The 22,785-nt window shown below is 59.9% G+C and carries 20 protein-coding genes; 6 read left to right on the forward strand and 14 right to left on the reverse strand.

Annotated features, from left to right (window positions below):
- The first annotated feature begins 91 nt into the window (after positions 1–91).
- Together AC1RBR_RS18900 and AC1RBR_RS18905 are read left to right on the forward strand one after the other, a co-directional pair.
- Positions 92–1,573 carry a methyl-accepting chemotaxis protein gene (locus AC1RBR_RS18900; protein ID WP_492566077.1) on the forward strand — a complete coding sequence of 494 codons (1,482 nt, stop codon included), beginning with the start codon at positions 92–94 and terminating at the stop codon, positions 1,571–1,573.
- 213 nt (positions 1,574–1,786) lie between these two features.
- Positions 1,787–2,152: an Mpo1-like protein gene (locus tag AC1RBR_RS18905; RefSeq protein ID WP_047295495.1), complete on the forward strand. Its 366-nt coding sequence runs from the start codon at positions 1,787–1,789 to the stop codon at positions 2,150–2,152.
- Between the two features lie 5 nt (positions 2,153–2,157).
- Here AC1RBR_RS18905 and AC1RBR_RS18910 read toward each other — a convergent pair whose 3' ends face one another.
- The 3 genes from AC1RBR_RS18910 to AC1RBR_RS18920 form a co-directional block, all read right to left on the reverse strand.
- A complete protein-coding gene (locus AC1RBR_RS18910) occupies positions 2,158–2,952 on the reverse strand; it encodes an acyl-CoA thioesterase (protein ID WP_456020321.1) in 795 nt (264 codons plus the stop codon).
- A 225-nt stretch (positions 2,953–3,177) separates the two neighbouring features.
- On the reverse strand, positions 3,178–3,945 hold the full coding sequence (locus AC1RBR_RS18915; protein ID WP_492566079.1) for a CHAD domain-containing protein: 768 nt from the start codon (positions 3,943–3,945) through the stop codon (positions 3,178–3,180).
- 79 nt (positions 3,946–4,024) lie between these two features.
- Positions 4,025–4,303, reverse strand: a complete 279-nt coding sequence (locus AC1RBR_RS18920; RefSeq protein ID WP_438299317.1) for a hypothetical protein — start codon at positions 4,301–4,303, stop codon at positions 4,025–4,027.
- A gap of 216 nt (positions 4,304–4,519) precedes the next feature.
- Between AC1RBR_RS18920 and AC1RBR_RS18925 the strand changes: the two genes are divergently transcribed.
- Positions 4,520–5,566, forward strand: coding sequence for a patatin-like phospholipase family protein (locus tag AC1RBR_RS18925; protein WP_027612455.1), 1,047 nt, complete (start codon positions 4,520–4,522; stop codon positions 5,564–5,566).
- Positions 5,567–5,708: 142 nt separating this feature from the next.
- On the opposite strand, the gene AC1RBR_RS18930 is transcribed toward AC1RBR_RS18925, so the two are convergent.
- The 6 genes from AC1RBR_RS18930 to kdpF form a co-directional block, all read right to left on the reverse strand.
- Positions 5,709–6,407: a response regulator gene (locus tag AC1RBR_RS18930; RefSeq protein ID WP_007963684.1), complete on the reverse strand. Its 699-nt coding sequence runs from the start codon at positions 6,405–6,407 to the stop codon at positions 5,709–5,711.
- Positions 6,408–6,455: 48 nt separating this feature from the next.
- A complete protein-coding gene (locus AC1RBR_RS18935; RefSeq protein ID WP_492566082.1) occupies positions 6,456–9,107 on the reverse strand; it encodes a DUF4118 domain-containing protein in 2,652 nt (883 codons plus the stop codon).
- Positions 9,108–9,234: 127 nt separating this feature from the next.
- On the reverse strand, positions 9,235–9,780 hold the full coding sequence (gene kdpC, locus AC1RBR_RS18940) for a potassium-transporting ATPase subunit KdpC (RefSeq protein ID WP_095137285.1): 546 nt from the start codon (positions 9,778–9,780) through the stop codon (positions 9,235–9,237).
- 131 nt (positions 9,781–9,911) lie between these two features.
- A complete protein-coding gene (kdpB, locus tag AC1RBR_RS18945) occupies positions 9,912–11,975 on the reverse strand; it encodes a potassium-transporting ATPase subunit KdpB (protein ID WP_492566084.1) in 2,064 nt (687 codons plus the stop codon).
- A gap of 10 nt (positions 11,976–11,985) precedes the next feature.
- Positions 11,986–13,680 (reverse strand): potassium-transporting ATPase subunit KdpA, encoded by a 1,695-nt coding sequence (kdpA, locus tag AC1RBR_RS18950; protein WP_492566086.1) that lies wholly within the window; start codon positions 13,678–13,680, stop codon positions 11,986–11,988.
- Between the two features lie 8 nt (positions 13,681–13,688).
- Complete coding sequence (gene kdpF / locus AC1RBR_RS18955) at positions 13,689–13,778, reverse strand: K(+)-transporting ATPase subunit F (RefSeq protein WP_007963673.1); 90 nt, start codon at positions 13,776–13,778, stop codon at positions 13,689–13,691.
- Positions 13,779–14,186: 408 nt separating this feature from the next.
- Here kdpF and eat point away from each other — a divergent pair, with 408 nt between their 5' ends.
- The 3 genes from eat to AC1RBR_RS18970 all read left to right on the forward strand — a co-directional run bounded on the left by eat (position 14,187) and on the right by AC1RBR_RS18970 (position 16,635).
- Positions 14,187–15,551 carry an ethanolamine permease gene (eat, locus tag AC1RBR_RS18960; RefSeq protein WP_253150465.1) on the forward strand — a complete coding sequence of 455 codons (1,365 nt, stop codon included), beginning with the start codon at positions 14,187–14,189 and terminating at the stop codon, positions 15,549–15,551.
- A gap of 221 nt (positions 15,552–15,772) precedes the next feature.
- A complete protein-coding gene (locus AC1RBR_RS18965) occupies positions 15,773–15,940 on the forward strand; it encodes a DUF2897 family protein (protein ID WP_003226857.1) in 168 nt (55 codons plus the stop codon).
- Between the two features lie 137 nt (positions 15,941–16,077).
- The gene (locus tag AC1RBR_RS18970; RefSeq protein WP_253150463.1) at positions 16,078–16,635 is read left to right on the forward strand and encodes a TetR/AcrR family transcriptional regulator; all 558 of its coding nucleotides are present in this window, start codon (positions 16,078–16,080) and stop codon (positions 16,633–16,635) included.
- On the opposite strand, the gene fabF is transcribed toward AC1RBR_RS18970, so the two are convergent.
- The 5 genes from fabF to AC1RBR_RS18995 all read right to left on the reverse strand — a co-directional run bounded on the left by fabF (position 16,632) and on the right by AC1RBR_RS18995 (position 22,445).
- Positions 16,632–17,906, reverse strand: coding sequence for a beta-ketoacyl-ACP synthase II (fabF, locus tag AC1RBR_RS18975; protein ID WP_492566088.1), 1,275 nt, complete (start codon positions 17,904–17,906; stop codon positions 16,632–16,634). The genes AC1RBR_RS18970 and fabF overlap by 4 nt on opposite strands.
- A gap of 17 nt (positions 17,907–17,923) precedes the next feature.
- Positions 17,924–18,721 carry an SDR family NAD(P)-dependent oxidoreductase gene (locus tag AC1RBR_RS18980; RefSeq protein ID WP_492566090.1) on the reverse strand — a complete coding sequence of 266 codons (798 nt, stop codon included), beginning with the start codon at positions 18,719–18,721 and terminating at the stop codon, positions 17,924–17,926.
- Positions 18,722–18,930: 209 nt separating this feature from the next.
- On the reverse strand, positions 18,931–19,266 hold the full coding sequence (locus AC1RBR_RS18985) for a ComEA family DNA-binding protein (protein ID WP_492566091.1): 336 nt from the start codon (positions 19,264–19,266) through the stop codon (positions 18,931–18,933).
- Between the two features lie 110 nt (positions 19,267–19,376).
- Positions 19,377–21,374 (reverse strand): polysaccharide biosynthesis protein, encoded by a 1,998-nt coding sequence (locus tag AC1RBR_RS18990; RefSeq protein WP_492567258.1) that lies wholly within the window; start codon positions 21,372–21,374, stop codon positions 19,377–19,379.
- A 54-nt stretch (positions 21,375–21,428) separates the two neighbouring features.
- Positions 21,429–22,445, reverse strand: a complete 1,017-nt coding sequence (locus tag AC1RBR_RS18995) for an MraY family glycosyltransferase (protein WP_492566093.1) — start codon at positions 22,443–22,445, stop codon at positions 21,429–21,431.
- Positions 22,446–22,785 lie beyond the last annotated feature (340 nt).

Here is a 22,785-nt window from a genome sequence, read left to right on the forward strand (position 1 = left end):
CCTGTTGACCTGTATCAAGATCTTCAGATCTGCATAGCGGCACAATGCTGGCACCTTGCCAAAACTGTTTCCGCTATCAGAGAAGACCTCCATGGGTGCCTGGCTTAGCAATATCTCGCTGAAATACAAATTCTGGGCGGTCAATGCGGTCGCTTTCGTCACCACCCTGTTGCTGGTGCTGTACGCCGTGCAACTTGAGCAGCAGGCCCGCAGTCACGCGTCGAAAACCGCCGCGCAAGCCCAGGCACAATTGCTCAAGGCCTGGCCGACCGGGCAGGCGCTGCCCAAGGCCGATCAGGTGCTGACCTTCAAACGCGGAGAAGCACCGCGCCTCAACGATCAACCGGTGCTGGAGATCAGCGATAGCAACGGCTGGAACGAGATCAATCATCTGCCGCTGTTCGGCAACAACCCGCTGCTGGGCGCCGAAGTGTTCAGTCGTGGCGACGGCGAGCAAGTCGCGGTCATCACCTATGGCCCGAGCCTGGCGCAAGTGTTCAGTGAACGCTTTGCCAACTACGCGGTGGCGGTGTTCATCCTGATGCTGGCGATGCTCGGCGCTTCGCAGTTGCTGATCCGCTTCCTGCTCAGTCAGCTCAACACGTTGAAGGACGTGATGCTGCACGTCGAGAAAAGCGGTGACCTCTCGGCCCGTGTGCCGCTGGCCTGCAAGGACGAAGTCGGGCAAATGGCCAATGCGTTCAACGCGATGCAGGCCGGTTATCAGAGGGTGGTCACCACCGTTGCCAACACCGCGCGGCAACTCGACGTCGGCGCCGCACGTCTGGCGGCGAGCATGAACGAAGTGCGCCACGGCATGCTCGGTCAACAGAGCGAGACCGATCAGGCCGCCACCGCGATTAATGAAATGACCGCCACGGTTTATCACATCGCCCAGCACGCCGGCGCCACCCGCGACCTGTCGCAGACCGCCGATGGTCTGGCCGGCAGTGGCCAGCAAGTGGTCAGCCGCGTGCAACAGTCGATTGCCGGGCTCTCCAGCGGTGTGCAGCAGACCGCCGAGATGATCCAGCGTCTGGCCGAGGACAGTCAGAAGATCAACGGCGTGGTCAGTGTGATCCACAGCATTGCCGAGCAGACCAACCTGCTGGCGCTCAACGCCGCCATCGAAGCAGCGCGTGCCGGCGAGATGGGCCGCGGTTTTGCGGTGGTCGCTGATGAGGTGCGCAACCTCGCCAAGCGTGTGCAGACCTCCACCGATGAAATCACCACCATGGTCTCGGCACTGCAGGCCGGGACCCGCGATGCGGTGGACTTCATGCAGGAGAGTTCGTACAAGGCCGACGACTGCGTGCAGCAGGCGCAGGAGGCTGGCGAGGCGCTGGCGGAAATCACTGGCGCCGTGGCGCAGATGCGCGAGAGCAACACGCAGATTGCGGTGGCGGCCGAGCAGCAGAGTCAGGTCGCGGAAGAGATGAATCGGGCGGTGGTGAGCATTCGTGATGTGACCGAAAACACCGTGCAGCAGACCGTGGATTCAGCGACCACCAGCAATGAGTTGGCGACGTTGGCCGGGGAATTGAGCAAGGCCATCGGTCAACTCAAACTTTAAGGGACTCATCGCGAGCAGGCTCACTCCTACAGGGGATTTGTGTGCGCAGCAGATCCTTTGTAGGAGTGAGCCTGCTCGCGATGGCGTCAATTGCAACACCATCGAATCCAGCCATTGCACCTATCACCGCCATAGCCAACCTTGATTCGCCGCCCTATCCGCCCCGGCCTATTCTTCAACCATGTGTTCAACATGGATCGAGGAGTAGTCAACATGGGCAAACGTCACCCCAATCTTCCCGCGTGGCAATGGCGCGCGTACCCGAACAATCACCAGCACCCGACCAATCTGGTGTTGCACCTGATTGCCGTGCCGCTGTTCATCGTTGCATTTCTGTTGATCGTGTCCGGCGTGTTCAGCCTGAGTCTGGCGAGTGTGGCGATCGGTGTGATCGGGATTGTCGCGGCGCTGGGTTTGCAGCGCCACGGCCACAGCCTGGAGGCGCAAGCCTCCGAGCCGTTCAGCGATCGCAAAGATGCCGTGTCACGCTTGCTGGTCGAGCAGTTCCTGACCTTTCCACGGTTCTTTCTCAGTGGCGGCTGGTGGCGCGCCTGGCGGGAGCGCCACCGTCGGCATTGAGTGATTCAGGCAAAAATCGTCACAGTCTGCCGACTCATGGCGATCAACTCCCCCTCCGCGCTCCACAGCTTGGCGGCGACATGGCCGTAGCCGTCTGCGGCGTATTCGATGTCTGCCAGGTATTTGCACCAGTCCAGCGTGCTCAGGTCGCGTAGCGGTTGCACGAATTCGATGGTCCAGGTCAGCGTGCTGCCCGGTGCCGGTTTCTTCAGATACGGCAACAAGGCCGGTGGCCACGCATCCACCAGCGCCAGCAGATGTGCCTCATTGACCGGTTCTTCCTTCACATCGCCACGCAAGCGCACCCAGCCGCCCATCTGCCGCGATGTGTTGCCGGTGAACGGCATGCCGCCGACACTCCAGCGCATCGCCAGATGCCGCATGAATTCGGGGGTCACGCCCTTGATGTAGGGCAACTCCTGGCATTCATCCCAGTGTTTCATTTCGGCTGCCGGATAGGCGGCAACGGCCACTTCCGAAGGCCGCGAAGCGCCAAAGCTGCCCTGCACGATCGTCACTACCTGACCGTTCTGCACAGCCCGGCCCAGCACCTGGCTGACTGCCTTGCCTTCACGCAACACGTCGACTTCAAAACTCACGGGCACTTGCGGCTCGACCGGGCCGACAAAGGTGATCGCCAACGAACGCACCGGGCGATCAGCAGGCACTTTCGCGCGCATGGTCTCGTATTGCAGCGCCGCCACCAGGCCACCAAAACTGGCTCGCCCCTGACCCCACTCGGCGGGAATGGTCACTTCTGGCTGGCGACGGACCGCCTCGATCAGATCGGAAAAGCGCATGACAACCTCGGCAAGCGAAAAAAGGAATGCAGCGATCTTAACCAGCATGGCAGAGCGCCGCAGCGTCTATTCCGGTCAAATGGACTGACAGAAAGGCCTTAAGGTCAGGAAGATATTCGAATGTGGGAGCGGGCTTGCTCGCGAAAGCGGTGTATCAGTAGACACATCTGTGACTGACACACCGCTTTCGCGAGCAAGCCCGCTCCCACAGGGATCTGAGTGGATTCAGGATTTGAAGCAGGCAGCGCTGAGTTTTTCCAGCACCCAATCCGCCTTGGCTTCAGCCTTGATCAGGCCCGCCTGCCAGGTCGCGACGCAGGGTTGCAGATCGCTTTCCAGTTCGGCCCGCGCCAGCCACTGCCAGCAATCGTGCCAATCACCCAGCGCGCCCTGCGCCGACTTCAACCGCGCCAGCGCCGGCTCAGGCAGGCGATCGAGTTCCGGATAGGCTTCGATGCCATAGCGCACGCGTTTGATCAGCAAGCGCAGACGATGGCGGTCGTGGGCCGGATCGTGCAGCGCCTCGTCGAGTTTCTTCCATTGTTTGTGCAGACGTTTTTCGATGCGTTTGCCCAGGCCCTTGAGCAGGCCCTGGCGCTCGGAAGCACGCAGGAATCGCGGGAAGGCATCGAGGATAATCAGCAGCGAAGCCACTTCGGTGCTCGCCGCCAATGTTGGATAGGCTTCGTCCATTTGCGCCACGCGCCGCTGCGCCGCCTGCGGTTGATCATGCTTGAGCAGATACGCCGCCAACACCTCGCGATCACGCCACGGTGTGGTCAATTGACCGACTGCCGACGCCGCGCCCTCCAGTTGTTCCACTCCCGGCAAACCACGCAAGGGTCGCAACAGGCTGCGCAAGCGCCGTACCGTGGTGCGCAAGTCGTGCAGCGCCTCGGGGTCGGTCCGCGCGGTCAGGCGCGCCTGACAGGCCAGCAGTCGCACTTCCAGGCTCAGGACATGAGCCACCAACCGATCCACCAACGCAGACATCGCTTGCTCCTGATTCACATGGCTTGAAGGATGAGTCTGCCGTGAGAAGGCAGGCGCATCCTTGCGTCAAGTCAGCAGCTTAGCGGCCGGCGCGGGATTCGCGAATATAGAAGCGGGCTTTCTCGGCCTTTTTGCTGCAGCCTTCAAAGCCTTCGAATTGCTGCTGAGTCTTGGCCGCCGTCAGCAACGACAGCGCCTTGGAGTAGCTGACCGTGCCGGCGAAACCCTCGGCCTTGGCCAAGTCCAGTTCATGCCACGCCGCATCCAGCTGACTGCCACAGCTGTCCCGATAAGCAGTCTTGCCCGCGCAACCGGCCAATGCCAGCACGATCAACGGCACACAGATCCAGGCTTTCATCACTCACACCTCAAAGTAGGTCAACAGTCGTGCAGGTAAGACGTTGCGGCGCGGGAAAAGTGCCTTGGCGCCCCATGAATCTGCGGCGACCAAAGCATAGCGCCGAGCGGTCACGGAGTATCGAAAAAACGACGCCCCTGCCGTCTCCAGCGACCCTGCCGATTGTCGCCCGCCCCCCGAAGGGTGCATTGTGGAGCCTTGTCGGGAGGAAGTTTGATGAAAAAGCGTGTCGCACTGGTGCTGGGCTCCGGTGGCGCCCGGGGCTATGCCCATATCGGGGTCATTGAGGAGATCGAAAGACGCGGTTACGACATTGCCTGCATTGCCGGTTGTTCGATGGGCGCGGTGGTCGGCGGGATCTATGCGGCGGGCAAACTTGACGAGTACCGCACCTGGATCGAAACCCTCGACTATCTGGATGTGCTGCGGCTGGTAGACGTGAGTTTTCGCCTCGGTGCAATTCGCGGCGAAAAAGTCTTCGGGCAGATCCGCAAGATCGTCGGCGAGATCAACATCGAAGACCTGCGCATCCCCTACACCGCGGTCGCTGCCGACCTGACCAACCAGCAGGAGATCTGGTTTCAGGAAGGCTGCCTGCATCAGGCAATGCGCGCCTCGGCGGCGATTCCCAGTCTGTTCACCCCGGTGATGCAGGGCAACCGGATGCTGGTGGACGGCGGCATTCTCAACCCGTTGCCGATCGTGCCGGTGGTCTCCAGCCACTGCGACCTGATCATCGCGGTCAACCTCAACGCGACCAACCAGCGCCACTACAAATTGCCGGTGATCCAGCGTCCGCCAGCGTTTCGTTCGCGCTTCGACAGCCTGCTCAGCTCGCTGGGTTCGAAGATGCCGTTCCGCCGCAAACAGGCCGAACAATTGTTGTTGCTCGAACAGGAAGCCTTGCGCGCCGAGGCGGCAGACATCAACCCGTGGCTGGAAGGCAGCGAGCCGGAAAGTCAGCAACCGGCAGCGGCTCCCGAGCGCGAAGGCGCACCGAAATCCGCCACCGGTTCGTTCATCATCGACAACGTCGGGCCGGCGTCGCTGCTGGACCTGATCAACCAGAGTTTCGAGGTGATGCAGACCTCGCTGGCGCAGTACAAGATCGCCGGCTATCCGCCGGACATTCTGATCAACGTGCCGAAGCGCGTGTGCCGGTTTTTCGAGTTCTACAAGGCGCCGGAGCTGATCGCGCTGGGACGGGAAATTGCGCGGGATACGCTGGATCGGTATGAGAGTGAGCAGAGTAGAGAGCCCTGAAGTTCTCGGCTGGCTGTCAGGGCCTCTTCGCGAGCAAGCCCGCTCCCACAGGGTTCAAGGGTACTACTGAGATTTGTGTATCACACCAACCACTGTGGGAGCGGGCTTGCTCGCGAAGGCGTCAGCTCAACCAACCCAAAACCTACAGGCTGTTCTCACTCAACAACCGATACCCAACCCCCGCCTCAGTCACGATAAACCGCGGCCGCGTCGGATCATCCGCCAGCTTCTGGCGCAGATGCCCAACGACAATCCGCAGATAATGACTGTCCTCGGTATGCGTCGGCCCCCAGATGTCCTTGAGCAATTGCTGCTGGGTAATCACCCGCCCCGGATGCCGCGCCAGTTGCGCCAGCACCGCGTATTCCTTGCGGGTCAGCGCCACTTCGGCACCGTCGAGCAGCACCCGCCGATACGCCAGATCCACGGTCAACGGGCCAAACGTCAGCGCCGCTTGCTGGGCCTCGCCGGCCGGCGCCTGGCGCAACAAGGCGCGGACCCGGGCGAGGAATTCCTGAATGCCGAACGGCTTGGTCACGTAGTCGTTGGCACCGCCATCCAGCGCCTGGACTTTCTGCCCTTCGCTGGCCCGCACCGACAGCACCAGCACCGGCGCGGTGGCCCATTCGCGAAACTCGCGCAGCACCTGCTGACCGTCCATGTCCGGCAGGCCGAGGTCGAGCACCAGCAGGTCGGGCTTGTTCAGCGCCGCCTGCGCGAGGCCCTCGGCACCGGTGCCGGCCTCCAGCACTTTGTAGCCTTGAGAGGCAAGGCTGATGCGCAGAAATTTGCGGATCTGCGGTTCGTCATCGATGACCAAAATGGTCGCGGTCTGGCTCATGAATTCACATCAACACAAAAGATTGGCAAGAGAGTAGCGCAGCCGGGCTCAGGCTTCATTGTCCATCCCCGGTTGCGCCTGCAATGGCAGGTGCAAGGTGATGCTGGTGCCACGCCCGTCGATGCCCTCGGCGACGCTGATCCGCCCGCCATGCGCACCGACCATGCCCTGACAGATCGCCAGCCCCAGACCGGTGCCCTGCCCGCCGCGATCACCGCGCGCGGCGGTGTAGAACATGTCGAAAATCTTCGCTCGCTCGTCCTCGGGAATCCCTGGGCCTTCGTCGCTGACCGTGAAGAAAATCTCTTCGTCATTCGCCCCGGCACTCAATTGCAAACGTCCGTGTGGCGGCGAGAAACGTGCAGCGTTTTCCAGCACATTGACCAGCGCCTGCTCGATCAGCGCCGCATGCACGAACAGCAGCGGCAACTCGGACGGCACGTCGGTGCTGACCTGCAACGGCGCAAGCACCGCACGCAGGCGATTGAGCGAACTGCCGACGATGTCCGCCGGCGCTACCCAGTCGCGCGCGAGCTTCAATGCACCGTGGCCGAGGCGGGTCATGTCCAGCAGATTCTGGATGTAACGGTCGAGGCGTTCGGCTTCGTCGCGGGTACCTTCGAGCAACTCGCGGCGATCCTCCAGCGGAATGGCTTCGCCGAGCGCCAGCAGGCTGTCGATGCTGCCGCGCATGGCGGTCAGCGGTGTGCGTAAATCATGCGACACCGAGGCCAGCAACGCGCTGCGCAATTGCTCGGTTTCGCCGTGCAGGCGCGCAGCTTCCAGATCGTCCGCCAGTTGCGCACGGGCCAGTGCCTGAGCCAGTGGCTGACTCAACGCAGTGAGCAAGCGTCGACGCTGGCCACTCAAGGTCTGGCCTTCTTTGGCGCAGACCCCGAGCAGCGCCAGCGGCCCGTCCTCCACTGACAGCGGCCACCACCACCAGCGACCGAACGGCAACGTGCCGGTGCCCATGCCGGCCGGCTGATCGTGCTGCCAGGCCCAGTCGGCAGCGGCGCGTTCGGATTCGCTGAACTCCAATGGCCCGCCGGTCTCGACTTTCCAGCCGCCCTGGCCGTCGCGGTTGAGCAGGCACAATTGCAGATCGCTCCAGCCGTTGAGGTGCTGCGCCGCAGCGCTGATCACCGCCTGACGATCCGTCGCGGCAGTGAGTTTGCGCGACAGGTCGAGCAGCTCCGTGGTCTCTTCTTGCGTATCGCGCAATGCCTGCAACTGCCGCCGCTGACGCGCCGCGAGGTTGCCAGTGAGCGCCGCCATCAGCAGGAAGAACAGCAAGGTCAGAACGTCTTCTTCGCGCTGGATGGCGAAGGAAAAATTTGGCGGAATGAACAGGAAGTCGTAGGTCAGAAACGACAACGCCGCGCAGGCCAGCGCCGGGCCCAGGCTGCTGCGCACCGCCACCAGCAGCACCGCCGCGAGGAACACCAGCGAGATGTTCGGCAGCGGCAAAATACTCGATACCGCCCACGCCAGGGCACTGGCCAGCAGCGTGGCAACCAGCGCCAACAGATAGTCAAACCAGACCAGCGTCGGCGTCGTTCGCAGGCGCTGTTGCGGGTGTTCATGATCGTTATCGAGTACGTTGATTTCCAGGCCGTGGGCCTGGCGCAGCAAACGCGCGGCGAGCCCACCACCGAACAGGCGACGCCGCAGACTCGGCCGCGACTGGCCGACCAGCAGCAGACTCGCACGGCGTTCGGCGGCATGCTGGATCAGGGTTTTCGCCACTTCGCCGGCGCGCAACAACACCACTTCGCCGCCGAGGCGTTCGGCCAGTTGCTGGGCATTTTGCAGGCGCAGGCGCGATTGCTCGTCGCGCACCGTGCCATTGTCGACGTGCACCAGACTCCACGGTAGATGCCGACGTTGGGCCACCCGGCTGGCGTGACGCACCAGGCGTTCGGCATGCGCATCGCCATCGACGCCGACCAGCAAACGCCCACGCACCGCCGGAGCCGCCTGACCGAGTTGGCGATAGCCTTGAGCGAGGTCGTTGTCGACCTGCGCCGCCGCCGTTTGCATCGCCAGCTCGCGCAACGCGGTGAGGTTGGTCTGGGTGAAAAACGCATCGATTGCCGCCCGCGCCTGCTCCGGCACGTAGACCTTGCCTTCACGCAGACGCTCCAGCAATTCACGCGGCGGCAGGTCGATCAGCAGCAGTTCGTAGGCTTCCTGCAGCACCCAGTCCGGCAGGGTTTCGCGCACCTGCACACCGGTGATGCCGCGCACCTGATCGTTGAGGCTTTCCAGGTGCTGGACGTTGACCGTGGTGTAGACATCAATGCCGGCGGCAAGCAGTTCCTGAATATCCTGCCAGCGCTTGGCGTGACGACTGCCGGGGGCGTTGGTGTGCGCCAGCTCATCAACCAGCACCAGCTTGGGTTGGGCTGCGAGCAGGCCGTCGAGGTCCATTTCTTCGAGCATCACGCCACGGTATTCCGAGCGCACCAGCGGCTGCTGCGGCAAACCGCCGAGCAGCGCTTCAGTCTCCGCGCGGCCATGGGTTTCGACGACGCCGGCGATGATTTTCACGCCCTGGCGCAATTGCGTGTGCGCGGCCTGGAGCATGGCGTAGGTCTTGCCGACCCCGGGGGCGGCACCGAGGAAAATCTTCAGCCGGCCACGGCCGTCGCGGGGCAGGTCTGCTAACAGCGCGTCGGCGCGGCCGGAGTCGCTCATGCTTGATCTCTTCAGTCAGATGTTTATGCGTTGCCAGTTATGGCCTCTTCGCGAGCAAGCTCGCTCCCACAGGTTCAGTGTTGCTCTTGTGGGAGCGAGCTTGCTCGCGAATGGCAGCGCCGCAGAATTACAGCTTTTCCAGCGCCATGTTCAGCTCCAGCACATTCACCACCGGCGGGCCCACCAGCGGCTGTTCGATGTGCGCATCGAGCAGTTGCTGCAAGGTCGCCACCGGCAGGTTGCGCGCTTGCGCGACACGCGCCAGTTGATAGGCAATTGCCGCCGGAGGCAAGTGCGGATCGAGGCCACTGCCGGAGGTGGTCAGTAACGCCAGGGGCACAGGCCCCTGGCCTGGCACCTGCAACTTGTTGGCGTCGTCGATTACCCGAGTGGCCAGCGCCGGATTGCTCGGCGCGAGGTTGCTGGCGCTGCTCGATACGGTAGCAAACGCGCCCGCCGAAGGACGCGGATGGAACCACGCATCACCGACAAAATCCTGGGCGATCAGCGACGAGCCGCGCACCTTGCCGTCGGCATCGTGCACCAGGCTGCCGTTGGCCTGCTCAGGGAAAGCGACCTGCGCAACGCCGGTCACCACCAGTGGATAGGCCACGCCGGTGATCAGGGTCATCAGCACCACCAGGCTCAGGGCCGGACGTATCATTGTGGACATTGCAAAATCCTCGAATTCAGAAAGCGGATACCGCGTTAATTCAGGTTGACCGAGTCGACTTCATCGCCAGCAGGCTGGCTCCCACAGGAGGTCGCATTGCAAATGTGGGAGCGAGCCTGCTCGCGAATGGATCACACCAAATGCAAAGCCGTGAGCAGCATGTCGATCGCCTTGATCCCCACGAACGGCACCAGAATCCCGCCCAGTCCGTAGATCAGCAGGTTGCGGCGCAGCAGTGCCGCGGCGCTCGCTGCCTGTACGCGCACGCCACGCAGTGCCAGTGGAATCAGCACCACGATGATCAAGGCGTTGAAGACGATCGCCGAGAGGATCGCGCTCTGCGGACTGGTCAGCTGCATGATGTTCAGCACGCCCAGTTGCGGATAAATCGCGGCGAACAATGCCGGCAGAATCGCGAAGTATTTGGCGACGTCGTTGGCGATGGAAAAGGTTGTCAGCGCGCCACGGGTCACCAGCAATTCCTTGCCGATCTGCACCACATCCAGCAGCTTGGTCGGGTCGCTGTCGAGGTCGACCATGTTGGCTGCTTCGCGTGCGGCTTGCGTGCCGTCGTTCATCGCCATGCCGACGTCAGCCTGGGCCAGCGCCGGGGCGTCGTTGGCGCCGTCGCCGCACATGGCGACCAGACGACCGTCGTTCTGCTCGAGGCGGATGCGCGCCAGTTTTTTCTCCGGGGTGGCTTCGGCGAGCACGTCATCGACGCCCGCTTCTGCCGCGATGGCCGCAGCGGTCAACGGGTTGTCGCCGGTGACCATCACCGTGCGAATCCCCAGTTTGCGCAGCTCGGCAAAACGCTCGCGAATGCCTGGCTTGACCACGTCCTTGAGATGGATCGCACCGAGCAGCTTGCCGTCGGCGCAGACCAGCAACGGCGTGCCGCCGCTCTGCGCGATCTTGTCGATTTCCCGGGACAGTGCCGGGGCCAGATCAGAGCGCTGTTGACCGAGGAAAGACAGCAGCGAATCGACGGCGCCTTTGCGATAAACGCGGCCTTGATAGTCGACACCGGACAAGCGGGTTTCCGCGCTGAACGGTACGGCCGTCAACGTATCCAGTGCCGGCTCGGTTTGCGGGTGCAGACCGCGCAGGTACTCGACGATGGATTTGCCTTCGGCGGTTTCGTCCGCCAGCGAGGCAAACAACGCGCCTTCGGCCAACTCGCGACCACTCACGCCCGGCGCGGCATACACCGCGCTGCAACGACGGTTACCGAAGGTGATGGTGCCGGTCTTGTCCAGCAGCAGCACGTGCACGTCACCGGCCGCTTCCACAGCGCGCCCGGATTTGGCGATCACGTTCAGCCGTACCAGACGATCCATCCCGGCAATACCGATGGCTGACAACAGGCCACCAATGGTGGTCGGAATCAGCGTGACCAGCAGCGCCACCAGGAACACCAGCGGCAGGCTGCCGTTGGCGAAATGGGCGAACGGCTGCAGGGTCACCACCACCAGCAGGAAGATCAGGGTCAGGCCGATCAGCAGGATATCCAGCGCGACTTCGTTCGGGGTCTTCTGGCGTTTGGCGCCTTCGACCAACGCGATCATGCGGTCGAGGGTCGATTCACCCGGGTTGGCGGTGATCTTCACCAGCAGCCAGTCGGACACCAGGCGCGTGTTGCCGGTGACCGCCGAGCGATCGCCGCCGGACTCGCGAATCACCGGCGCCGATTCACCGGTGATCGCCGCTTCGTTGACCGCGGCGATACCTTCGATGACTTCGCCGTCACCGGGGATCATCTCCCCCGCTTCGACGCGCACCACGTCACCTTTGCGCAGACTGGCGGCAGGCACCACCTGAAAGCTGCCGTTGGCCAGTTTGCGCCGCGCGCTGAGGCCTTCGCTACCGGCCTTGAGGCTGTCGGCGCGAGCCTTGCCGCGACCTTCGGCCAAGGCTTCGGCGAAGTTGGCGAACAACACGGTGAACCACAGCCACAGAGCAATCTGCGCGGCGACGAAAGTCGGCACGACGTTGTCCGGGATGAAGCACAGCACGGTGGTGAAGATCGCCGTCAGTTCGACCACCAGCATCACGGGCGAACGCACCAGTTGACGCGGGTCAAGCTTGACGAAGGCTTGCACCAGCGCCGGACGCCACAGGGCCGAGATCGCGGTTTTCGGTGCATCTGCCGACTGGGTCGGCACCGCAGGTTTTGCAGGAACATGCATATTCATGATGGATTCCTTAGAAGCCCAAGCTCAGGTGTTCAGCAATCGGACCGAGCGCCAGAGTCGGCAGGAAGGTCAGGCCGCCCACCAGCAAAATGGTCACGGTCAGCAGGGTCACGAACAGCGGGCCGTGGGTCGGGAAGCTGTTCTGGCCGATCGGTGCGGTTTTCTTCATTGCCAGGCTACCGGCCAGGGCCAGTACCGGCAGGATGTAGCCGAAGCGACCGATCAACATGCCCAGACCGAGCATCAGGTTGTGGAACGGCGTGTTGGCGCTCAGGCCACCGAAAGCCGAGCCGTTGTTGGCGCTGGCCGAGGTGTAGGCGTACAGCAACTGGCTGAAACCGTGCGGGCCGGGGTTGCTGATGGTCGCCGCCGGGCCAGGCAGAGTGGCGGCAATCGCACCAAGCACCAGCACGCCGATCGGCATGACCAGCAGAGTCACGACCAGCAATTGCACTTCCCGCGCCTGCAGTTTCTTGCCGAGGTATTCCGGGGTGCGGCCAATCATCAGACCGGCGAGGAACACCGCGATCAACACGTTGAGCAACATGCCGTAGAGCCCGGCACCGACGCCGCCGAAGATCACTTCGCCGACCATCATGTTGACCAGCGCTACCATGCCGCTAAGCGGGTTGAGGCTGTCGTGCATGCCGTTGACCGAACCGTTCGACGCGGCGGTGGTGGTCACCGACCACAGCACAGTGGCGGTGGTGCCGAAGCGCGCTTCCTTGCCTTCCAGCGGCGCGGTCTGCTCGACAGCGGCGTTGTTCAGGGTCGGGTTCGGCTGATATTCGGCCCACAGCGAAGTCGCGCCGCCGATCAGGAACAGTGCGAGCATGCAGGCGATGATCGCGCGGCTCTGACGCAGGTCTTTCACGTAATGACCGAAGGTGAACACCAGCGCCACCGGGATCAGGATGATCGAAGTGACTTCGAACAGGTTGCTCCACGCGGTCGGGTTCTCGAACGGATGCGCCGAGTTCACACCGAAGAAGCCACCGCCGTTGGTACCCAGTTGCTTGATCGCAATCTGGCTGGCGGCCGGGCCGAGCGGGATCACTTGATCGACGCCCTGCATGGTTACGGCATTGACGTATTGCGCGAAGGTCTGCGGTACGCCCTGCCACACCAGGTACAGCGCCAGCAGCAGGCACAGCGGCAGCAGGCCGTAGAGGGTGGCGCGGGTCATATCGACCCAGAAGTTGCCCAGGGTCTTGGCCGACTTGCGACCGATGCCACGGCACAACGCAACGAGCACCGCGAGACCGGTGGCGGCACTGACGAAGTTCTGCACAGTGAGGCCGACCATCTGGCTCAGATAGCTGAGGGTCGCTTCACCGCTGTAGGACTGCCAGTTGGTGTTGGTCATGAAGCTGACCGCGGTGTTGAACGCCTGTGTCCATTCCTGGCCCGGCAGGTTTTGCGGGTTCAGCGGCAGGTGATCCTGAAACAACAGGATCGCGAACAGCAGCAGGAAACCGGCAAGGTTGAACGCCAGCAAGGCCAGCGTGTATTTCTGCCAGCTCTGCTCGGCCTGCGGATCAACCCCGGAAATCCGATAGCAACCGCGCTCGACCGGGCCGAGAATCGGCGTCAGCCAAGTGCGCTGACCTTCCATAACCTTGTAGTAAAAGCGCCCGAGGAACGGCGCCGGCAGCAAGACCACCGCAAAAAACGCGAAGATCAGCCAATAGTCATAACTGTGCATAGCCGCTCCTAGTTCCGGTCCGCGCGCAACAGCGCAACCAACAGATAAATGAACAGCCCGGCTGCCAACAGCAGGGACACCCCGTCCAGAACGCTCATGGAAGATCTCCGTATTACGGCGTATTGCCGCGTGTGGAGGCATTGTCGGAAAGGAGGCTGTAAAGGAACGAGACCGAGGGGTGCGGCGGCGCATAAAGAAAGCGTAAAAGGTGGGTTTATGCGTTCGTTACAGCAGGGTTTTGCGTCGTGTTGGCGGGCCCCTTCGCGAGCAAGCCCGCTCCCACAGGGGATTTGTGAACGCCACAGATCCAATGTGGGAGCGGGCTTGCTCGCGAAGACGGCATAACCGACAACATCGCACCCAACTGGCGCACAAAAAATGCTCATCCAACCGCGAACATCCCCGATACGACAGCTTTCATCGCATTACGACCTGACTCACGGCAATGGCACGCCCACTGCACACGCCCTCCCCCGAGCTTTCCAAACCGTTCCGGGAGCAAGCGCATGAACACACAACTCAAACCCACACTCGGCACCTTGCACCTGTGGGGCATCGCCGTCGGGCTGGTGATTTCCGGCGAGTACTTCGGCTGGAGTTACGGCTGGGGCGTGGCTGGCACGCTGGGTTTTCTGGTGACCTCGTTCATGGTCGCGACCATGTACACCTGCTTCATCTTCAGCTTCACCGAACTGACCACGGCGATTCCGCATGCGGGCGGGCCGTTTGCCTATAGTCGCCGGGCCTTCGGAGAAAAAGGCGGGCTGATCGCCGGACTGGCGACGTTGATTGAATTTGTTTTCGCACCACCGGCGATTGCGCTGGCGATCGGCGCCTACCTGAACGTGCAATTTCCGGCGCTTGACCCGAAACACGCGGCAGTCGGCGCCTACATCGTCTTCATGGGGTTGAACATCCTCGGGGTGAAACTGGCGGCAACCTTCGAGTTGATCGTCTGCGTGCTCGCTGTCGCCGAATTGCTGGTGTTCATGGGCGTGGTCGCTCCGGCCTTCAGCTTCAGCAACTTTGCGCTCAATGGCTGGGCCGGTTCGGACATTTTTGGCGCACCAGCGATTGCCGGGATGTTCGCCGCAATTCCTTTCGCTATCTGGTTTTTTCTGGCCATCGAAGGTGCGGCCATGGCCGCCGAAGAAGCCAAGGATCCGAAGCGCACGATCCCCAAGGCCTACATCAGCGGCATCCTGACCCTGGTGTTGCTGGCGATGGGCGTGATGTTCTTTGCCGGTGGCGTCGGCGACTGGCGCACCTTGGCGAACATCAACGACCCGCTGCCGCAGGCGATGAAAACCGTGGTCGGCGATAACTCCGGCTGGCTGCACATGCTGGTCTGGATCGGTCTGTTCGGTCTGGTGGCGAGCTTCCACGGGATCATCCTCGGCTACTCGCGGCAGTTCTTCGCCCTCGCCCGCGCCGGTTACCTGCCGGCGTCGCTGGCGAAACTCTCGCGCTTCCAGACCCCACACCGGGCGATCATTGCCGGCGGCATCATTGGCATCGCCGCAATCTACAGCGACGGTCTGATCAATCTCGGTGGGATGACCCTTACCGCGGCGATGATCACCATGGCCGTGTTCGGTGCGATCGTGATGTACATCATGAGCATGCTCAGCCTGTTCAAATTGCGTAAATCCGAACCCAATCTTGAGCGGACTTTCCGTGCGCCATGCTATCCGCTGATTCCGTTGATCGCGCTGGTGCTGGCGGTGGTTTGCCTGATTGCCATGGCTTGGTTCAACACACTGATCGGGCTGATTTTCCTCGGCTTCATGGCAGTCGGCTTCGGTTACTTCCTGCTCACCGGGCAGTTGCGCGCTGACGCCCCGGCCGATGCGATGCTCACCGGCCGGTAAACCCCTCATGTAGGAGCTGCCGAAGGCTGCGATCTTTTGACTTTGCTTTATCAAAAACAAGATCAAAAGATCGCAGCCTTCGGCAGCTCCTACAGGGATTTCGGGTACACCGGGCATAACCGGCCTAGAATGGAACCACTGCGAACTCACTTCGCTCAAAGTGGTATGCAGCGTCGCTGGCGAAACCCTCGCCCGCCGAGCTGCCATTAAGGAGAGCCGTTATGCCCTGGTATGCCTGGTTGATTCTGGTCGTTGCAATCGGCTCGATCGTTGGCGGACTGATGATGTTGCGCGACACCGCCAACAAGGTTGAACTGACCGACGAAGAACGCAAACGCGTTGCACAGCGCAACGCCGAAGCGGACATCAAGGACGCACAGGATCGCTGAACGAAAAACCCCGCCGGATCAGGCGGGGTTTGTTTTTTATGGCTTTGGACTTATCCGCCGACTTTTTAGAAGTAGAAGTACAGTCACCATTTAATTTTCCTTGGTTAAGATGGGGGCCTTGTTGCGGAGAGCTCCACATGCGTTACTCGCAGAACCATAAAGCCCAGACTCATCAGCGCATCATCAAGGAAGCCTCGGCACGCTTTCGCAAGGACGGCATCGGTGCCACCGGTCTGCAACCGCTGATGAAAGCGCTGGGGCTGACCCACGGCGGCTTTTACTCGCACTTCAAATCCAAGGACGAACTGGTCGAAAAAGCCTTGCAGGAGGCGAGCGATCAAGTCGATGGTCTGTGCGCCGAGATCTTTGCCCAGGAACACCCGCTGCAGGCGTTTATCGACACCTACCTGTCCGAATGGCATCAGACCTCCCCGCACGAAGGCTGCCCGCTGCTGACCATTTCCTCAGAGCTGGGTCTGCGCGGCCAGCCCAGCCCTACCAGTGATGCGGTACTCAATGCCCGACTGAATCAAATCGAAGGCACCCTTGAGGGCGACAACAGCGCCGACCGGGCCATCGTCATCATGTCGACGCTGGTCGGCGCACTCTTGCTGTCGCGCAGTGTCGCTGACGCCGAGCTTGCCCAGCGCATCCTCGACGTCAATCGCGATCACCTCAAGCAATCGCAGGACTAAGCCTGCCAGCGCTTGAACAGCACACTGGCATTCACCCCGCCAAAACCGAAACCGTTGGACAGGGCATACTCGATCGGCATCGACCGCGCCTGACCGTGAACGATATCTACACCCGTACTCGCCGGATCCGGATTGTCGAAGTTGAGCGTCGGCGGGACTACCTGATCGCGGATGGCCAACAAGGTGAAGATCGCCTCAAGCCCCCCAGCAGCGCCGAGCAAATGCCCGGTGGCGGATTTGGTCGAAGTCACGGCAATTTTATTTTCCGTACCGAACAGCGCCTTGATCGCAGCCAATTCACCAAGATCGCCAACCGGCGTCGAGGTCGCATGCGCATTGAGATGCTGCACCTGCTCCGGCGCGACGCCCGCCTGAGCGAGCGCCAACTGCATCGCGCGTCGTGCACCGCTGCCGTCCTCCGGCCCGGCGGTGAGGTGATAGGCATCGGCAGTGGTGCCGTAACCGACCAGCTCAGCCAAAGGCTGCGCGCCACGTGCAAGCGCATGCTCCAGCGATTCGATCACCAGCAGACCGGCGCCCTCGCCCATCACGAAACCATCGCGACCGCTGTCGAACGGGCGCGAAGCGCGCTCGGGGGTGTCGTTGTAACCACTGGACAACGCTCGCGCCGCGGCAAAACCGGCCAGGCTGACCCGATCGATACAGGCTTCCGCCCCGCCGCAAACCGCGATATCCGCTTCACCGGCACGAATCATCCGCGCAGCATCGCCAATCGCCTGGACCCCGGCAGCACACGCAGTCACAGGTGCGCCGAGCGGGCCTTTCAAAGCGTGCTGGATCGACACATGTCCAGCCGCCAGATTGACGAGAAACGATGGGATGGTGAACGGCGACAGACGACGCGGGCCACGACTGTCGGTGGTGCGTACGGCGTCGGCTATTGCACCGAACCCGCCAACACCGGAGCCGATGATGGTCGCAGTGCGTTCCTGATCCTTGGCCTCGGACGGCTGCCATCCGGCTTGCGCCAACGCTTGGCGCGCCGCTTCCATGGCGAACATGATGAAGCGGTCCATCTTCTTCTGCTCTTTGGGCGGCGTGGCAAGATCCGGATCGAAACCGGCCTCGACGTCCTCTGCCGCCGTTGGCACCATCCCGGCGACCCGGGTCGGCAGATCTGCACTCACCGCGTCAGGCAAATTACGCAAGCCCGAGCGCCCGGCGAGCAAGCGCTGCCAGACAATCTCGAGATCACTCCCCAAGGGAGAAACCAGGCCCATACCGGTGACAACAATTCGACGTTCACTCATACCACAGTTACCTCTGATCAATTCTTGTAGCGTTGGGCCGCGGAGCTGCGCGACAGATTCGGCGCCATGACATGCCGCGCACGCACAAATTCCTGCCATTCCCCCTCGTCCGGTAGCGACGGGATGGTAATCAACTCGCCCTGATCCAGACCGACCAGCGCCGCATCGACCATCTCGCCAGCCTCCATCACCATCTCCGCCGGAATGCCGCTGGCGTCGATGCCGGAACGCTCCCAGATTTCAGTGCGGGTAACGCCGGGCAACACCGCTTGCACCTTCACGCCTGTATCTTCCAGCTCGGCGTTGAGCGATTGAGTCAGGCTCAACACGTAGGCTTTACTCGCGCTGTAGGTCGCATTGAAGCGCTCCGGAAACAGCGCCACTACCGAGGCGATGTTGATGATCGTGCCGCGTCCGGCCTTGGCGAAACTGGCGGCGGCTGCCGAGGCCAGCAACGTCACGGCGGTGACGTTCAACTGGATCAGACGCTCCAGTTGCTCGGCGTCGGAATTGGCCAGCAAACCATCGGCTGCGACCCCTGCGTTATTCACCAGCAGGGTGATGCTTGAATCACTGCGCAGGCGTTGCTGGAGTTTGAGGACATCGTCCTTTTGTGTCAGGTCTGCTTTGAGCACTTCGACCTTTACACCATGGGCCTCTCGCAACTGGTTCGCAGCGCTTTCCAGACGCTGTTGATCACGGGCTACCAGCAGCAAATCAAAACCTCGCGCTGCCAGTCGCTGCGCGTAGATGGCACCGATACCTGATGACGCCCCAGTGACGACGGCCGTACCTTGAGACTGGACTGAACTCATGAGAGCGCTCCTGAAATACTTTGGGATTGGCCCTCAGCGTTGTTTGCATGAAGGCGGCGTAAATTATTATAGGCATAATCTCACAGCAATATGATACCCATAATTTTCAGCTCACCGACAAACGCAACGCAGCTCCCTTTGGCGAATCTCTGACATCAGAAAACAGAAAGGCCGGTCAATGACCGGCCCCTTGGCGTTGAATTATCAGCTTAGTTCACTTCCAGCTTGTCGCGGTTGCGATCGAGGATCGCCTTGCCGATGCCCTTCACTTCCAGCAGCTCATCCACCGAGGCGAATGGCCCATTAACATCACGATACGCAACAATGGCTTTGGCTTTCGCCTCGCCTACCCCGAACAACTGTTTTTGCAGAGTCATCGCATCCGCACCGTTGAGATCGACCTTTTCACTGGAAGACGTCGTCACAGTGTCGCTCACCATTGTTGTGCCGTCCGTGTTCGGGACAACGGCGGGTGCCGCCACCACAGCGATTGAAGCACTGGTGAGCAAAGCAAAAACCAGAGAGTAGAAAAAACCGTTACGCATAAATGACGCTCCATCATCGTTTGAGAAAGCAGCTTTTCCGAAGCTGCTCTCCAAACTTAGGCGATGGTTGGCGGGTGTCAAAAATGTGTCTATTACAGGATGTGAAACAATCAGGGTTCGAGACGGCGTTGCTGATAGATCCAGTCGACGATTTCGCCGTCGGGGGTGTAGCCGCTTACCGTGTCGCGCAGAAGCTGGCGCACACGCGTGTAGTCGTCGTTTTCAACCGCCCAAAGCAACTCGGTCAGCTTTGACTTGAGAACATCCCAAGGCAAATGATCTTCGTTGGCGGTCATGATCATCGGATGCTGGGTGGCGGCGACGTTGTCGCCGATCAACAATTCTTCATAGAGTTTCTCACCTGGACGTAATCCGGAAAACTCGATGGATATGTCGCCGTGAGGGTTTTTCTCCGAACGCACGCTCAAGCCAGACAAATGAATCATTTTTTCGGCAAGTTCGACAATCTTTACCGGCTCTCCCATATCCAGAACGAATACATCTCCACCCTGCCCCATGGAACCCGCTTGGATGACCAGCAGCGCAGCTTCTGGAATTGTCATGAAATAGCGTGTGATTTTTGGATGGGTGACGGTCAAAGGGCCGCCTGATTTGATCTGACTATGAAACAGTGGGATGACTGATCCGGAGGAACCAAGAACATTACCAAAGCGCACCATGGTAAAGCGCGTTTTATTGACGCGAGAAACATTGGTAGTGTCGCCAAACAAAACAGGAGCGAGTTCTCTACTAAGCGCTTGAAGCGTCAATTCAGCAAGACGCTTGGTACTGCCCATTACATTGGTTGGGCGTACCGCTTTATCCGTCGAGATCAATACAAAATTCGCTACACCTGCCTGCAGCGCTGCCTGGGCAGTATTTAAAGTACCTATGACATTATTCAATACGCCTTCGGCGATATTATGCTCGACCATCGGTACGTGTTTATAGGCAGCCGCGTGATAAACAGTATCGACATGCCAGGTTTTCATCACATCCAGCAATCTTTCGGGATTACGTACTGATCCCAGTATCGGTAGAAGGCGAACGGGTAAAGACTCCCGCGCTACACGACGTTCAAGTTCGGAAAGAATACTATAAAGGTTGAATTCACTATGCTCGAAAAGCAGGAGGGTCGTAGGCTGCAGCGCCAGGATCTGCCGGCACAATTCGGATCCTATAGATCCGCCCGCCCCAGTTACTAGAATAGATTGGCCCTTGATACAACGTTCCAGTAGTTCCCCTTGAGCCGGAACGGAGTCACGTCCAAGCAGGTCGGCTATATCCACTTCCTGAATATCATCCACCTTGACTCTTCCACTCGCCAGATCCATAAATCCGGGAACGCTTCGGACGTGCAAAGGAAAACCTTCGAGATAGTCCAGAATTTCTCGCCGGCGACCTCGAGTAACCGAAGGTATGGCCAATAAAATTTCCTGGGCTCCCGTGACATCTATCATCTGTTGGATATGTTTCGGTTTATATACATGAAGCCCAGAGATGATTCGATTGGCGATGCTGTCATCGTCATCGATAAAAGCGACAGGGCGCATGATTCGCCCCATCCTTAGCGCAGCAACCAGTTGATTTCCCGCAGAACCGGCACCAAATACAGCTACTTTAGGAAGACCGTCGTCACGATTCGCGAACGGCACGTGCTGGGTAGTAGTAAACCAATCGCCCATAAAATACTGGCGCATAGCCAAGCGTAATCCACCGACCATGATCAGACTCAACCACCAGTAGTTGAAAATGATCGAGCGCGGCACTGCATGCTGATGATTACTGTACCAATAAACAACTAAACCCAGCACCAACGCGGATAGGCTTACAGCCTTGATAATTGCGATAAGTGCGTCATTACCGAAATAACGCATTACCGCACGATACATACCAAAACGCACGAAGAGAGGAATAGATAGCGCAGGCGCAGCTATGAACAGCCAAAAATGCTGTGACACCGGATTAATCATTTCATCAAGTCCCAATCGGACAACAAAAGACATCCAAAGCGCCAGCCAAACCAGCAAAACATCTGCAACAACTTGCAAAATACGCTTGCGTCGTCGCGGAAGTTTTAGCAAGTGAATTTTTATATTATCCATAATCCATTACTACCTTATACAAAACAAAAACAAAGCAATTCAACAGGATCGGCCCTGCTAATCAGCTTCCATGCTGCCTGCCTTGAGCTTCAGAGCAAGCGCCACTAATGGAGCATAAGCCAGCACAACAGCGGCTAACCCGTCCAAACCGAATTTCACCACACAAAAGGCGATCGGAAACAACCAAAAACAGTTGATTGCCAGCACCGCAAGAGTAACTGCAGAGTGCTTTCCAAAACGCCGGGACGCTACCTGGTATGCATGGCTACGATGAGCTTCATAGACCTTGGCTCCTCGCAGAAAACGAATTATCAACGTCAGGGTAGAATCCACAACAAAAACACCCAGAAGAATAACCCACATCCACAAAATGCTCGTGTCCCGCCAAGCGCCCTGAATCGAAAAAACACCTAGCATCATCCCCAGGAAGCCACTGCCCGCATCCCCCATGAAAATCCGCGCGGGTGGGAAGTTCCAGTACAGAAAGCCCATTACAGACATTGAGAGCAATATCGGTGCCCAGATGAGATCTTGATACCCGCTTTGCCAAAAAATAAGGCCCGCAGCCAGACAGACGGTGATCGCCTCAACGCTGGCGATACCATCAATGCCATCCATGAAATTATACAGATTCAGCATCCAGACCAGATAAAAAAGCGCGAGAAAATGGCCTAGCCAACCAAAATCCAACAGCACACCGAACGTATTGATTGGAGGCAAACCATCAAACCATACCAACACCCATACTGCCGCGATGAAATGCCCAAGCAGTCGCCAACGAACTGGAATATGTCCTCTGTCATCCAGCAAACCGAGGAGCGCGACTATTGAGCCTGCGCCCAGCATCGATATGATCAACGTGCGGCTTACCAAGCCCGCAGCCCCAAACAAAGGCAGCACACCCAAGAAACTCAATACAATTGCCACCCCGCCTCCTCTTGGAGTGGGAATCACATGAGAGCTTCGAAAATTTGGCATGTCGATCAGGCTACGTGCCAGCGCGAACCGGCGCATCGTGCCCGTGAGCGCTAATGAGATTGCTGCTACCACCAGTAATGACAACCATAGAGCCATCGAACAAACGCTTCCGCTAGTGAAAGGCAAGGGTTGAATTGCAATGCAGCAATCATACACGTCTCATCACACTTCTCTCGGGGAGATTAACGTTGCAATTGTTAGAACGGTGCTCTCGAAGGGTATGAACCAATTGACCGCAGTCCAAGGATAAAGTCGCAGCCCTTCGCGAGCCAGTTCGCGAGCCTGTCATCAGAGCGAGCCACCAAACGGCCGCTACACGAACCGAGCAGCTTCATATTTAAAAAAACGGTTACGGAGGCTTTAGTGGAGCATTGAAAATCTCGCAAATCCTGACCGCCGTCACTTGCTTTAATGTGATAACACAGTAGCCTTGTGC

This window comes from Pseudomonas sp. GW823-FHT01D03 (assembly GCF_058798255.1).

Coding starts and splice junctions, on each gene's coding strand:
- kdpC (WP_095137285.1), bottom strand. CDS start 9,780: ATGTCCACAATGATACGTCCGGCCCTGAGCCTGGTGGTGCTGATGACC.
- AC1RBR_RS18985 (WP_492566091.1), bottom strand. CDS start 19,266: ATGCGTAACGGTTTTTTCTACTCTCTGGTTTTTGCTTTGCTCACCAGT.
- AC1RBR_RS18965 (WP_003226857.1), top strand. CDS start 15,773: ATGCCCTGGTATGCCTGGTTGATTCTGGTCGTTGCAATCGGCTCGATC.
- AC1RBR_RS18915 (WP_492566079.1), bottom strand. CDS start 3,945: ATGTCTGCGTTGGTGGATCGGTTGGTGGCTCATGTCCTGAGCCTGGAA.
- AC1RBR_RS18935 (WP_492566082.1), bottom strand. CDS start 9,107: ATGAGCGACTCCGGCCGCGCCGACGCGCTGTTAGCAGACCTGCCCCGC.
- kdpF (WP_007963673.1), bottom strand. CDS start 13,778: ATGAGCGTTCTGGACGGGGTGTCCCTGCTGTTGGCAGCCGGGCTGTTC.
- AC1RBR_RS18910 (WP_456020321.1), bottom strand. CDS start 2,952: ATGCGCTTTTCCGATCTGATCGAGGCGGTCCGTCGCCAGCCAGAAGTG.
- kdpA (WP_492566086.1), bottom strand. CDS start 13,680: ATGCACAGTTATGACTATTGGCTGATCTTCGCGTTTTTTGCGGTGGTC.
- AC1RBR_RS18980 (WP_492566090.1), bottom strand. CDS start 18,721: ATGAGTTCAGTCCAGTCTCAAGGTACGGCCGTCGTCACTGGGGCGTCA.
- AC1RBR_RS18995 (WP_492566093.1), bottom strand. CDS start 22,445: ATGGCTCTATGGTTGTCATTACTGGTGGTAGCAGCAATCTCATTAGCG.
- AC1RBR_RS18920 (WP_438299317.1), bottom strand. CDS start 4,303: ATGAAAGCCTGGATCTGTGTGCCGTTGATCGTGCTGGCATTGGCCGGT.
- eat (WP_253150465.1), top strand. CDS start 14,187: ATGAACACACAACTCAAACCCACACTCGGCACCTTGCACCTGTGGGGC.
- kdpB (WP_492566084.1), bottom strand. CDS start 11,975: ATGAATATGCATGTTCCTGCAAAACCTGCGGTGCCGACCCAGTCGGCA.
- AC1RBR_RS18970 (WP_253150463.1), top strand. CDS start 16,078: ATGCGTTACTCGCAGAACCATAAAGCCCAGACTCATCAGCGCATCATC.
- AC1RBR_RS18900 (WP_492566077.1), top strand. CDS start 92: ATGGGTGCCTGGCTTAGCAATATCTCGCTGAAATACAAATTCTGGGCG.
- AC1RBR_RS18925 (WP_027612455.1), top strand. CDS start 4,520: ATGAAAAAGCGTGTCGCACTGGTGCTGGGCTCCGGTGGCGCCCGGGGC.
- AC1RBR_RS18905 (WP_047295495.1), top strand. CDS start 1,787: ATGGGCAAACGTCACCCCAATCTTCCCGCGTGGCAATGGCGCGCGTAC.
- AC1RBR_RS18930 (WP_007963684.1), bottom strand. CDS start 6,407: ATGAGCCAGACCGCGACCATTTTGGTCATCGATGACGAACCGCAGATC.
- fabF (WP_492566088.1), bottom strand. CDS start 17,906: ATGAGTGAACGTCGAATTGTTGTCACCGGTATGGGCCTGGTTTCTCCC.